Annotated in this window: 11 protein-coding genes, 1 rRNA gene and 1 pseudogene; 8 read left to right on the forward strand and 5 right to left on the reverse strand. The window is 72.5% G+C overall.

The window, feature by feature from the left end; genetic code table 11:
* Positions 1 to 81, forward strand: a 5S ribosomal RNA gene (gene rrf / locus SM611_RS36990); the annotation flags it as partial.
* A 58-nt stretch (positions 82 to 139) separates the two neighbouring features.
* Here rrf and SM611_RS36995 read toward each other — a convergent pair.
* Both SM611_RS36995 and SM611_RS37000 read right to left on the reverse strand, forming a co-directional pair.
* Positions 140 to 313: a P-loop NTPase family protein gene (locus SM611_RS36995; protein WP_371955073.1), complete on the reverse strand. Its 174-nt coding sequence runs from the start codon at positions 311 to 313 to the stop codon at positions 140 to 142.
* 380 nt (positions 314 to 693) lie between these two features.
* A complete protein-coding gene (locus SM611_RS37000; RefSeq protein ID WP_371955074.1) occupies positions 694 to 1,317 on the reverse strand; it encodes a tetratricopeptide repeat protein in 624 nt (207 codons plus the stop codon).
* Between the two features lie 633 nt (positions 1,318 to 1,950).
* Between SM611_RS37000 and SM611_RS37005 the strand changes: the two are divergent.
* The 3 genes and pseudogenes from SM611_RS37005 (at position 1,951) to SM611_RS37015 (ending at position 3,993) form a co-directional block, all read left to right on the forward strand.
* Positions 1,951 to 2,736: pseudogene (locus SM611_RS37005) on the forward strand (lipase family protein).
* A gap of 202 nt (positions 2,737 to 2,938) precedes the next feature.
* A complete protein-coding gene (locus SM611_RS37010) occupies positions 2,939 to 3,547 on the forward strand; it encodes a TetR/AcrR family transcriptional regulator (protein ID WP_371955075.1) in 609 nt (202 codons plus the stop codon).
* A 17-nt stretch (positions 3,548 to 3,564) separates the two neighbouring features.
* On the forward strand, positions 3,565 to 3,993 hold the full coding sequence (locus SM611_RS37015) for a PaaI family thioesterase (protein ID WP_371955076.1): 429 nt from the start codon (positions 3,565 to 3,567) through the stop codon (positions 3,991 to 3,993).
* A 165-nt stretch (positions 3,994 to 4,158) separates the two neighbouring features.
* Here SM611_RS37015 and SM611_RS37020 read toward each other — a convergent pair whose 3' ends face one another.
* On the reverse strand, positions 4,159 to 5,412 hold the full coding sequence (locus tag SM611_RS37020) for an extracellular catalytic domain type 2 short-chain-length polyhydroxyalkanoate depolymerase (RefSeq protein ID WP_371955077.1): 1,254 nt from the start codon (positions 5,410 to 5,412) through the stop codon (positions 4,159 to 4,161).
* Positions 5,413 to 5,613: 201 nt separating this feature from the next.
* On the opposite strand from SM611_RS37020, the gene murA reads away from it, so the two are divergent.
* A complete protein-coding gene (murA, locus tag SM611_RS37025; RefSeq protein WP_371955078.1) occupies positions 5,614 to 6,915 on the forward strand; it encodes a UDP-N-acetylglucosamine 1-carboxyvinyltransferase in 1,302 nt (433 codons plus the stop codon).
* Here murA and SM611_RS37030 read toward each other — a convergent pair whose 3' ends face one another.
* Positions 6,916 to 7,446, reverse strand: a complete 531-nt coding sequence (locus SM611_RS37030; protein ID WP_371955079.1) for a hypothetical protein — start codon at positions 7,444 to 7,446, stop codon at positions 6,916 to 6,918.
* 176 nt (positions 7,447 to 7,622) lie between these two features.
* On the opposite strand from SM611_RS37030, the gene SM611_RS37035 reads away from it, so the two are divergent.
* The 3 genes from SM611_RS37035 (at position 7,623) to SM611_RS37045 (ending at position 12,014) form a co-directional block, all read left to right on the forward strand.
* Positions 7,623 to 8,657, forward strand: a complete 1,035-nt coding sequence (locus SM611_RS37035; protein ID WP_371955080.1) for a hypothetical protein — start codon at positions 7,623 to 7,625, stop codon at positions 8,655 to 8,657.
* A gap of 79 nt (positions 8,658 to 8,736) precedes the next feature.
* On the forward strand, positions 8,737 to 10,338 hold the full coding sequence (locus SM611_RS37040; RefSeq protein ID WP_371955081.1) for a long-chain-fatty-acid--CoA ligase: 1,602 nt from the start codon (positions 8,737 to 8,739) through the stop codon (positions 10,336 to 10,338).
* 107 nt (positions 10,339 to 10,445) lie between these two features.
* Positions 10,446 to 12,014: an FAD-dependent monooxygenase gene (locus SM611_RS37045; RefSeq protein ID WP_371955082.1), complete on the forward strand. Its 1,569-nt coding sequence runs from the start codon at positions 10,446 to 10,448 to the stop codon at positions 12,012 to 12,014.
* 56 nt (positions 12,015 to 12,070) lie between these two features.
* Here SM611_RS37045 and SM611_RS37050 read toward each other — a convergent pair whose 3' ends face one another.
* A complete protein-coding gene (locus SM611_RS37050) occupies positions 12,071 to 12,478 on the reverse strand; it encodes a DUF2795 domain-containing protein (protein WP_371955083.1) in 408 nt (135 codons plus the stop codon).
* Between the last annotated feature and the right edge of the window lie 51 nt (positions 12,479 to 12,529).

Genomic DNA, 12,529 nt, shown 5'->3' on the forward strand with positions numbered 1-12,529 from the left:
ATCCCGAACCCGGAAGTTAAGCCCTTCAGCGCCGATGGTACTGCATGGGAGACTGTGTGGGAGAGTAGGACACCGCCGGACTCATATTGCAGGAAGGGCCCCGCCGACACCGGCGGGGCCCTTTCTCATTTACGGGGATTTATCGGGGTTGGAAGAAGCCGCGCACGTACGGAACTCTGTAGGCCGTCTCGGCGTCCAATGAACCCGCCGGCTCGTCCGCGACCAAGACGCTGGGCGCGGGCAGCACCGCCGCGGCCAGCGCAGCCCGCTGGATCTGCCCGCCGGAATGCTGCTCCGGCAGCAGATCGAGCAATTCGGTCGGGTAACCCGTGCTGTGAGTGCGGCCCACGGCAAGCGTCTCTGGTGCCAGATGCCCACTCGTGTCGCTGCTATGGATGCCGGTGGGGTGCACCGATATTGAACGCGTTCTTGGTCGGCCGCCGGCCTACCGTGCTCTGTGGTCATGCACGCCGCTGGCAGCCTCTTCGCCGCTGTTCTGCCACGCTCGCGGTCATGGCTGGCTGGACGCATCTTGCCGAGATTTGCTGGATGGCGGTACCTCGCGAGGCGGTCGGAGTGGAACCACCTGTCCGTCCTCCAGGACGGTGGGGCACGCGGCCTGGGCGCGGTGGTTGGCACCGCGACGGGTGCTCGACCGGCATGGCGTGGACGTTCGGCGTGTGCCGCGCTAGTTCACTGTTCCATCAGGGTCTTTGCGTAGTTGGAGAGGGAGCGGTTGTAGCGCGGTAGGTGGCGGGAGAGCGCCTGGAGCGCGAGTCCGGCGGCTTCTCGTTCGCGTCCGAGGTCGGTGAGCGCGAGGGCGAGGAACGCCGTGACGGCATCGTCGAGTTCGTCCGAGGCGGCGTCCCGTTCGGCGGTCAGGAGGGCTGCGCTCTCTTCGACCTGGCCGAGGTTGCGGAGGGTGCTCGCGAACTGGATTGTGGCCTGGCGGCGGCGATCCTCGTCCAGTCCGGCGGCGAATGCGTTCCTGTAATGGGCGGCGGCCTCAGCCTCCTCGCCGATCGAGTCGTAGGCCGACCCCAGTTCGTATTCGGCGACCGGGTGGCCGGCGGGCAGCTCTCCGGTCAGCTCTCCGACCTTCGTGAGGAAGTCGGCGGGTTCGTGGTCGTCGAAGACGGCCCAGAGATCGGCCATGCGCCGTTCCCAGTCACGCCCTGGAGTGATCATGAACTTGAGGATAGACGCACTGATCACCTGGGCGGTCGGGCTGACCGGTGGCCGCCGATAGGTGAAGGCGCAACGGTCATGCAACCTGTGCTGGGGCAGGATTGGACCGTTCGACTGCGGTCGGGCCATGGTCGCGCCGGTGCCAACCCACACATCTGCACCGGTGCGGCCACCACGCAGGCCCCGCGGTGGATGTCGGCCCGGCGGCGGAACCTGGCCGGGCAGGGACCATGAGCGCCTGTTGACGAGCTCATCACCCAGGCGGAATCGCTGGTCTTGTCGGTATGGGACGAGGACGAGAGGCGTGTCATGTCCCTGCGATGGAGTGTCCGCCAGCTCCTGCGGCACCTGGGCGGAGTGCGGGCGCTGGGTCGAAGAACTCGTCCGAACCCGTGCAATGCGCCCATGCTGTGGAGCACTTCCGGGACCTCTCCGCTCGTGGTGACGAGGGCGCCGCTGTCCCCCGGACGGGGCTCCGGGGAAGGGCCAGCTCTGCCAGCGGCCGTGTTGCGGGAGACCGGCCGGAGGCCCAGGTCTGGGCGCCTGTAGCGGGCGGAGCGGTGTCCTTCTAGGACGCGCTCGTTCGCCCGCAAGACGCTCATACACCCGGCATGACGCGATGTCGGGCCTTGGCCAGGAGTACGCCGCAGGGAGCGATGTCCCGCCATCGATGCGTCGGCCCGGCCTCGCTGGGCGGCCGGTACGCAGTGCGCCCCCTCCTACAGGATCTCCTCGGGGTCGCTCGTCGCCGCGTCGTCCGTCGTGTTCGCCGCCCCGCTCCTCGACAAGGGCTGGGCCGTCGCCATGCCCGACTTCGAAGGGCCGAAGTCGGTGTTCATGGCGGGGCCGCAGGCGGGCCATGCCGTCCTCGACGGCATTCGCGCGGTGAAGAACTCCGGCACCGGAGGGGTGGGAACCGGCAGCCAATGGGCGCTGAACGGCTACTCCGGCGGCGCCCAGGCCACCGGCTAGGCCGCGGAGCTCCAGCCGTCCTACGCGCCGGACGTGGAACTCGCCGGCGTCACCATGGGCGGCACTCCCGCCGACCCCGGTGCGGTGGCCCGCTCCCTGGACGGCGGCCTGTTCTCCGGCTTCGAAGCCGCCGCCACCGTCAGCCTCGACGCCGAGTTCCCCGAAGCGGGCATCCAGAACCTGCTCAACGACAAGGGCCGTCAGGCCATGGCGGACGCGCGCAACAAATGCGTGACCGAACTCCTGACCGGGTTCCCGTTCAGGAAACTCGCCGACTACAGCACCGTCCCCGATCCGCTGTCGGTGCTGTCGGTGGCCGCGATGCTGAAGAAGAACACCATGGGCTCGGCCGCGCCCGCCGCGCCGGTCTTCAACTACCACGCGAACAAAGATGAGATCGTCCCCGTCGGGCAGGCGAACGCCCTCGTCAAGTCATGGTGCGCGAAGGGCGCCACCGTCAGGACCGTTCGCGACGCCATCGGTGAACACGCGCTGGAGGCGCTCGTCCGCAACAATGACGTCCAGACCTTCCTGTCGGACTGCTTCGCCGGAAAGCCGGCCCCCGGCACCTGCTGACCAGCAACGGCCCAGCCGCTCTCACGCCGGGCGGCCGGGCCGTTGCATGCCGCCAGCCGATCGCCGCCAGACGAACCCCTAGTCCAGTGGGGGCCGCGTGACCCGGGTGGGGCCGGTGGCTGGCACCGCCTCGCGTTAGCTGTGGACGGGTCGCCTGGACGTTTTTTTGGATCATTGATCTGAAACGAGGTAGGCTGACGACATGGGACGGCGGAAGACGCGCACCGAGGTGCTGCGCGGTGAAGTCCTCGTGGTCGCGGCGGGGTTGCTGGCCGAGGGCGGGAGCAACGCCGTGACGACCCGCGCTGTCGCCGCGGGGGCCGGGACGTCGCTGGCCGCGGTGAACGAGTTGTTCGGCGGCAAGGCCGGTCTCGCCCGCGCGCTCTTCGCCGAGGGGTTCGCCGAACTCGCGCAGGAACTGCGGGCACTGGAGCCGACGGGGGATGCCGAGGCGGACGTCCTCGAACTGGCGCTGGCCGTTCGCGCGTTCGCCGCCAGGCGCCCCCACCTCTACGAGGTCATGTTCTCCCGTCCGTTCGCCGAGTTTCGTCCCGACGCGCGGGACGTCCGCGCCGCCGACGAGATCTACGGGATCGTCGTCGGCCGCGTCGCCGTCCTGCTGGGCCCGTCCCGCGCCCCGGGCTCGGCGAAGGACACCGCGATCGGGTTGTTCGCCACCGTGCAGGGGCTGGTCGCCCACGAATCGGCCGGGCTGCTGGGCAGCGGCCCGGAGTCGGCCGACCGCCGGTTCCGTTTCGTCCTCACCGCCGCGCTGCGCGGCCTGGCCGCCGCGTCGGCCGCCGCACCATGATCCGACCTGGAGGCACCATGGCCGACGAGCAGTTCGTACCGTGGCACCGTCCCAGCCCGCTGCTCACCGCCATCGGCGGCTTCCGCCGGCACGCGAGCGACCCCCTGCGGGCGGGTTTCACCGTCGACGGGCCGAAGACGAATGCGCGGGGGCTCCTGCACGGCGGGGTGATCGCCGCCATCGGCGACGTGGCCATCGGGCACGCCCTGGCCGTCCAGACCGATCCGCCGACCCGGCTCGTCACCGTCAACCTCGCCTGCGACCTGCTGGGTGTCGCGCGGCAGGGCGACTGGGTCGAGATCGCCATCACTCCGACGCGGGTGGGACGAAGGCTCGCGGCCGGAACCGCCACCTTCACCACCACCCGTGTCATCGCCACCGTCACCGGGCTCTTCATGCCCGCCGACCCGGTGAGCGGAGTGGCCTCCGAGAGCCGGACGTCGTAGCCGGTCACCCACCCGGCGGCAGGTCAGCGGGCGCCCGCTGCCGGCGACGTGCCACAGCGAGGGCCGGACGAAAGAGGCGGGCTGGTGTTGGGCACGTTGGTCTCAGGGCACCGATGAGGGCCTTGACCACGGGAACGGTGGTCAAGGCCCCAGCATGCGATCGGGTCAGCATTTCACCCAGTAGCCGGGATCGGTCTCCTTGATGGTGGTGGTGGTGAAGAGGTTCCACAGCCCCAGGTTCTGGTTGGAGCCGTTCGCGTAGGCGTAGCCCATGGACTGGTGCGCTCTTCCGGCGGTGGTGTGCTCGTAGTTGGACGCCGTCACGCACGTGGACGTCGGGGTCGGGGTCGGGGTCGGCGTGGGAGTCGGGGTCGTGGTGGGAGGCGGTGTGGCGCCGTCGCGGCTCATGGCCCTGACCATGTTGACGACCGCCGTCATCTGCGGACCGCTCTTGAGCGGGTACTGGGCGGACTGGTAGCCCCACCAGTCCCAGCAGCCGCGCGGGTTGCTCGCTCCCGACGCGGTGGCCTGCGGGTACAGGACGATCATCGCGTTGGTGTCGGCGTACTCGTTGAGGTAGGCCTTCGCCATGAAGGTGTCGCCGATGTTGCCGTAGTACTGGTAGCAGCCGTGCAGCGCGACCATCAGCTTGCAGGACGACTGCTCGCAGGCTTGCGGGACGTAGGCGAATCCTTCGTCGCCCATGCTGATGGAGGTGGCGTCGCCGCCGGGGGCGTAGGCGTTCTGGTCGAACTGGATCAGCCGGCCGGTCAGGGACGAGGCGGCCGGCTGCACCGTCCCGTACAGGTGGGTCAGCATGTCCTTGACGGAGTCGCCGCCGCAGTCGTTGATCCACGGCGACTGGGTGACCGAGCAGGAGCCGGGGCCGATCGGGCTGATCCAGGCGTGCCCGGCGGCGGAGCCGTGGTCGTAGGCGACGTTCGCGCCCAGGTCGCGGTAGTACGTGGCCAGGTCGTCGTTGACCGCCTGGGCGACCGTGGTGTCGGACGTGCCGTGGTACAGCCATACCGGGTCGCCCGACAGGTTCCGCACCGGGTCGACGGTGCCGGCCGAGGCGCGGTCGCGGGTCAGTTGCTCGAGCTGGGCGGGGCTCTTGCGGGGCAGGTAGGTGGCCATGCAGGCGTTGAGCGCGGTGCTCAGGCTGTTCTGCGCGCAGTCGTAGGCGCCGGCGGAGAAGACGCCGGCCCCCTGGAACAGGGACGAGTAGGCGACGTGGAGCTGGTTGGCCATGAATCCGCCGGACGACACCCCGCTGACGTAGGCGGCGCTGATGTCGTACTTGGCGAGCGGGGCGGCGGTCGGCGGCGGGACGGCGGCGTGGACGACGGACAGCGAGGTCGTTGCCAGGGCTGCGGCCGCTACGGCGGCCCACAGTCCCTGTCTGATCCTCAGGCGCATGTGAACTCCTGGGATGGGGTGGGTGCCGCCATCGTCGGAGTCTCCCGCGCCGCCTGCCAGAGCGCGCGAGAACACAATCGCGTAGATCAACATGGAGGGGAGAGCCACGGACGAAACCGTGCCTCGCCGGCCGCGGCGCCTTCGTGGGCGGTTTGCGGTGAGTTCGCGGGGTGGACGGCGTGGACGACGTAGGCTGCTCGGGTGACTGAGAAGCTTTGGCAGATCGAGCCGTCGGGGCCGCTTCGCGGGGACGTCACCGTGCGGGGGGCGAAGAACGCGGTCAGCAAGCACATGGTCGCGGCGATGCTGGGGGACAGGCCGAGCACGATCGGCAACGCGCCGGACGTCGGCGAGGTCGGCATCACGGCGGGGATGCTCGAGCACGTCGGGATGAGCGTGGAGCGGTCCGGCGGGGACGTGACCGTCGTGCCGGGGCCGGTGTCGGATCCGAGTGTGGGGAAGGCGTTCACCGGGCTGAACCGCATTCCCATCCTGATGCTGGGGCCGCTGCTGCATCTGGCGGGTGAGGCGTTCGTGCCGATGGTCGGGGGCGACCCGATCGGGCGGCGTCCGGTCGACTTCCACGTGGACGCGCTGAGGGCGTTCGGCGCCGAGATGACCTACGCGGCCGACGGGATCCACGCGCGGGCGTCGCGGCTGGTGGGGACGCGCATCGAGCTGCCGTATCCGAGCGTCGGCGCGACGGAGACCGTCCTGCTGGCGGCCGTCCGGGCGCAGGGCAAGACCGTCATCCGGAACGCGGCGACGGAGCCGGAGATCATCGAGCTGGCGCTGTTCCTGCAGCGGATGGGGGCGCGCATCTCGTTCGCCCCGGACCGGCGCATCGTGGTGGAGGGCGTCGAGCGGCTGAACGGCGCGCAGACGCGGCTGGACGGCGACCGCATCGAGGCGTTCTCCTACCTGGTCGCGGGGCTGGTGACCGGGGGAGAGGTGCGGGTGCACGGCTGCCCGCAGGACCGGCTCGTCACCGCGATCACGACGCTGACCAGGATGGGCGCCGAGTTCCAGATCACCGATGACTGGATCATGGCGTCGGCGCCGGGCGGGCTGCGGCCCGCGGCGGTGCAGACCGACACCCATCCGGGGTTCGCGACGGACTGGCAGACGCCCCTGATGGTGCTCTTCACGCAGGCCGAGGGCATGTCGGTGCTGCACGAGACCGTGTACGAGAACCGGCTCGCGTACGTCCCGGCGCTGCAGAGCATGGGCGCGGAGATCGAGGTCTACGACACCTGCCTGGGCGGTCCGGCGTGCCGGTACCACGACACGGCGGCGCTGCACTCGGCGGTCGTGCGGGGCGTCACCAAGCTCCGGGGCGGGGACGTGACCATGCCCGACATCCGGGCGGGGTTCTCGGCGGTGCTGGCGGCGGCGGTCGCAGAGGGGCCGTCCACGCTCCGGGGCGTGCACCACATCGAGCGGGGCTACCACCGCCCGGTCGAGCAGTTCCGGGCCCTCGGCCTCTCGCTGCGGGCGGGCTAGCTAGCCCGGGTCCGGGGCCGTCCGGGGCCAGGTGAAGGTGAGGGCGCCGCCGACGGGGAGGTCGTGCCAGAGCGGCGCCAGCTCGTCCAGCCGGGCGAGGACGCGGTCGATCGCGGGCCTGTCCTCGGCCGGTATCGGACGGTGCTCGGCCCAGGCGGGCGGCCGGGCGCCGGCGCGCCGCCTCCAGGCCAGGTCGCACAGGCCGGCGATGTGCTCGGATCGGGCCATGTCGCTGCGGTCCGCGCGGCTCAGCGACGCCTCGCGCTTCTTCAGGCGGCGCTGCGCGCGGGCGCGCCGGCGCGGGTCGCCGGGGACCTCGGCCGTCTCGGTGAAGTCCCCGCCGCCCGCCGCGGCCCGCCCGAAGACGCCGGACGTCAGCCCGAGCTCCGCCTCCGTCAGATAGTGGACGAGGTCGTGCGGGATGTGGTCGTCGTAGCCCGGCGCCGGGTCCATCCGGCGGGGGTGCCGCCCCGGCAGCGTGACGACGGTGGCGTAGCGGTGCTCGCCCGTCCGCTCGAAACTCACGTGCATCCGGCCAGGCTAGGCGGGACGGGTCAACGGGCGCATTCCCCTTTTCCGGCCCTGCGGTGGGAACGACCGCACCGCTGGAGGGCCCGTGGAGTACGGCCCGGCCGCATCCCTCGCGGCCGTCGAAAGGCGGCGGGCCGCGACATGGCGGTCCAGGGCTTCCGGCGGATCACGGCCGGGTGGCGATCGCGGGCACCGAGCTGCCCGAGGGCGCCGAGGTGTTCGTCGCCCCCGCCGGACGCGACGCGGACGCCCGCGAACGTCCCGACGGCCTCGCCATCGCGCCCTGGTCCTTACCCGGTGATGGCCGAAACCTACAAGACGGGTGCGGAGCCGGCGGTCAGGCTGGAGTCATGAACCTGACCAAGGCGTCCGACTTCATGGCCATGCACGCGCGCCCGCTCGACCGGCGGCGCTTCGAACTGCTGACCGGCGGCGGCGACCGCGCGGCGCTGCTCGCCGCGCTCAACGCCTACCGGAACCCCGACGGCGGCTACGGCCACGGACTGGAACCCGACCTGCGGTCGCGGACGAGCCAGCCCGGCCCCGCGCTGCACGCGTTCGAGGTCTTCGAGGAGCTGGCACCCGCCACGGCCCCGGAGGCGGTCGCGCTCTGCGACTGGCTGGAGTCGGTGACCCTGCCGGACGGCGGCCTGCCGTTCGGCCTGCACGTCCCCGACCCCGCCGGATGCGCGCCGTTCTGGGCGGGCGCCGACCCCCGGGTGCCGTCGCTCCAGATCACCGCGGTGGTCGCGGCGACGGCGCAGCGCGTCGCCGTCCACGACAAGGCGGTCGCCGAGCACCCCTGGGTCGACCGCGCGACCCGCTACTGCCTGGACGCCATGCGCGCGAAGGACGAGCTACACGCCCTGGAGTTGGCGTTCGCGCTGTGGCTGGCCGACGCCGTCCACGACACCGAGGCCCTCGCGCTGCTGGGCGAGCACATCCCGGAGAGCGGTCTGGTCCACGTCCAGGGCGGGCTGGAGGACGAGATGATGCGGCCGCTCGACTTCGCGCCCTACCCGGACCGTCCCGTCCGGGCCCTGTTCGCGGACGGCATCGTGGCCTCCGAGCTGCGGCGCCTCGACGACGAGCAGCGGGACGACGGCGGCTGGCGCGTCGACTTCGCCTCCTACTCGCCCGCCGCCGAGCTGGAGTGGCGCGGGTACGCGACCGTCAAGGCCGTCTCCATCCTGACGCGCAACGCGCGCTAGGGTCCGGCTCCACGTGGGGAGCGCGGGTGCGTGCGATCCTTGATTCGCAGGTCGAACCCGACGGCACCGGAGGCTCCCGATGGACAACGGCCCGGGCTACACGGCGCTCACCCCGCTCGCGTTCCTCGGCAGGTCGGCGGACGTGTTCCCGGACAAGCCCGCCTACGTCCACGGAGACCGCCGCGCCACCTACGCCGAGTTCGCCGCCGAGGTGACGCGGCTGGCGAACGCGCTGCGGGCGTCCGGGATCGGGGCCGGAGACCGCGTGGCCTACCTGGCGCCGAACGTCCCGGAGCTGCTCGCGGCCCACTTCGCGGTGCCGCTGGCCGGTGCGGTCCTCGTCGCGATCAACACGCGCCTCGCGCCCGCGGAGATCCGCTACATCCTGGAGCATTCCGGGGCGAAGGCCCTCATCGTGGACGCGGGCCTCCATCCGTCCGTCGCGCCGGTGGCGGACGGCCTGCCGCAGGTCGTCACGGTCCCGGCGGACGGCGCGGACGACGACCCGGCGGTGGGCGGCATCGGCTACGCCGAGCTGCTGGCCCGGGGCTCGGACCACCCGCTGCCCTGGGAGGCGGCCGACGAGAACGCCGCCATCTCCATCAACTACACGTCCGGCACCACGGGACGTCCCAAGGGCGTCGTCTACACGCACCGCGGCGCCTACCTGAACGCGCTCGGCGAGGTGCTGCACTCGCGGCACACGCCCGAGAGCGTCTACCTGTGGACGCTGCCGATGTTCCACTGCAACGGCTGGTGCACGCCGTGGGCGCTCGCCGCGGTCGGCGGGACGCAGGTGTGCCTGCGCGCGGTGGACGCCGGCGAGATCTGGCGGCTCATCGGCACCGAGGGCGTCACGCATCTGAACGGCGCCCCCACCGTGCTCGTGGCGATCGCGAATGCGGCGCAGGCGCATCCGCTGGAGCGCCCGCTGACCGTCACGACGGCGGGCGCCCCGCCGAGCCCGACGATCATCGGGCAGATGGAGCGGCTCGGCGCGGACATCGTGCACGTGTACGGGCTGACGGAGACCTACGGGCCGTACTCGGTGTGCGAGCCGCAGCCCGGCTGGCCGCAGCTCGCCGCAGGCGACCGCGCCCGGCTGCTGGCCCGGCAGGGCGTCGGCATGGTCCAGACGGACGGGCTCCGCGTCGTCGACGACGACATGGACGACGTCCCGGCCGACGGGGAGACGCTCGGCGAGATCGTCATGCGGGGCAACAACGTCATGAAGGGCTACCACCGGGACGAGGAGGCCACCGCCAAGGCGTTCCGGGGCGGCTGGTTCCACTCCGGCGACCTCGGCGTCCGCCACCCCGACGGCTACGTCGAGCTGCGCGACCGGTCCAAGGACATCATCATCTCCGGCGGCGAGAACATCTCGACGGTCGAGGTGGAACGGGCCATCGACTCGCACCCCGCCGTGCTGGAGGTCGCCGTCGTGGCGGTGCCGGACGACACGTGGGGCGAGCGTCCGAAGGCCTTCGTCGTGCTCCGCGACGGGCGCGACGTCACCGGGGACGAGCTGATCGAGCACGTCAGGACGAGCCTCGCCCGCTACAAGGCGCCCGACTCGGTGGAGTTCGTGACCGAGCTGCCCAAGACGTCCACCGGGAAGATCCAGAAGTTCCAGCTCCGCGAGCGGGAATGGGCCGGCCGGAGGAGCCGCGTCCAGGGCTGAGAACCCCTGCCGCATCGGGCCTCCCGGCGGCGTGATGCGAGGCGGTTCCGGGGAAGTGTTCCCTGGGCGAGGGCCGGACCCCGGCCGTCCGTCGAGAGGGGAGCGTGATGGCGCCCACTGGGAGGCCGGCCGGCAGACCCACCGGGAACGTGCTGATCGTGGGGGCGGGCCCGACGGGGCTCCTGCTCGCGGGGGACCTGGCCGCGGCGGGCATCGGCTGCACGGTGCTGGAGCGCCGGCCCGCGGAGACGAGCACCCTGACGCGGGCGTTCGCCGTGCACGCCCGCACCCTGGAAGCGCTGGACGTGCGCGGCGTCGCCGACGAGCTGATCGCGACCGGCCGGCGGGTCGGCGCGCTGCGGCTGCTCGGCGCGACCTCCCTCGACCTGTCGCTGCTGCCCGGCCGCTTCCCGTTCGTCCTCGTCACACCGCAGTACGAGACCGAGCGCGTCCTGCGGGAACGGGCGCTCGCGGCCGGCGCGGAGATCGTGCACGGTGCCGAGGTCGTCGGCCTCCGCCAGGACGCGGCGGGCGTGGACGTCGACGTCCGGACGGCCGGCGGCGGGACCGCGACGCGGCGCGCGTCCTACGCGGTGGGCGCCGACGGGGTCCGCAGCACCGTCCGGCGGGAGCTCGGGCTGCCGTTCCCCGGCCGGTCGGCGGTGCGGTCGGTGATGCTCGCGGACGTCCGGCTCGACGAGGCGCCCGCGGACGTCCTGACGGTCGGCGCGGTCGGCGACGCGTTCGCCTTCATCGCGCCGTTCGGCGACGGCTGGTACCGGGTGATCGCGTGGAACCGCCGTCACCAGGCGCCCGACTCCGAGCCCGTCGACATGGCGGAGCTGCGGGAGGTGACCGCCCGCGCGCTCGGCACCGACCACGGCATGCGCGACCCGCGCTGGACGTCCCGGTTCCACAGCGACGAACGTCAGGTCCCCAGATACCGGACCGGACGGGTGTTCCTCGCCGGGGACGCCGCGCACGTCCACTCGCCGGCGGGCGGGCAGGGCATGAACACCGGGCTGCAGGACGCGGCGAACCTCGGCTGGAAGCTCGCCGCCGAGCTGCGGGGCTGGGCGCCCTCATGGCTGCTCGACAGCTACCACGAGGAGCGGTACCCGGTCGGGCGACAGGTCCTGCGGGGCAGCGGCGCGCTGCTGCGGTTCGCGCTCGCCGAACCGCGCCGGGTGCGCGCGGCGCGCGGCGCCGCGGCGTGGGCCGCGACCCACTGGCGGCCGGTCGCGCGGCGGATGGCCGCGGCCGTGTCGGGCATCGGCATCGGCTATCCGGCGCCGCGCGGATCGCACCGGCTGGCTGGGCGGCGCGCCCCGGACGTCCCCCTCGCCGGAAGCCCGGGCCGGCTGTACGAGCTGCTCGGCGACGGCAGGTTCGTACTGGTCGTCGCGGCGAACGACCCGGCCGTGACCTACCTGGCGACCAAACGGTGGGCGGGCCGGCTGCACTGCGCGCCGGCCGGCGGCGCGACCCGCACGACCGCGCTGGTGCGACCGGACGGCTACATCGCCTGGGCCACCGACGAGACCGCGCCGGACCTGCGCGCGGCGGAGATCCGCGACGCCCTCAGCCACCGGTGCGGACAGCCCGCCGACCGGGCCGTCCACGAGCCGCGCCGGATCGGGAACGCCCCGGGGAGCGACGACGATCGGAGGACGTGAGATGGCAGACGGCACGGGCCGCTAGGGGCCGCCGGCGGCGCGGCGGGCGGCGGCCGTCAGTAGCGGCGCTCCTCGCGGCCGTAGCCGAGTTCCTCGGCGACGTCCGCGACGTTCTCGTACTCGCGCTTCGGCAGCGTCCGCAGCCGCTCGACGGCGTCGTCGGGGGCGCCGCCCTCGGCGGCGTGCCGGATCAGCTCGTTCGGGCGGGCCGGGTACCGGACGCCGGTGAGCATCCGGGCGAGGGCGCTGCGGCCCTCGACGTCCTGCGCGCTCATCCCGGGCGGGGAGCCCTCGCGGTCCCCGGCGGCGGGCGCGTCCGGGTCCGCCGGGTAGTCGTCGGAGAACGGCTCGGGCTCCTTGAACTCCTCGGCGTGCGTGGAATGCCCGCCGCTGACCATGCCGCGCGTCTCCCGGGCGATCTCGTCATCGGCCTTGGGGCCGTGCTTGCCGCTCATCTCTGGCATCGTTCGTCCTCCCTGCGCGCCTACCGGGGGGAACGTTCCCAGGCGGCCGGG

Origin of the sequence: Actinomadura monticuli (genome assembly GCF_041463655.1) — a bacterium.
GTDB classification, from domain to species: Bacteria; Actinomycetota; Actinomycetes; order Streptosporangiales; family Streptosporangiaceae; genus Spirillospora; species Spirillospora monticuli.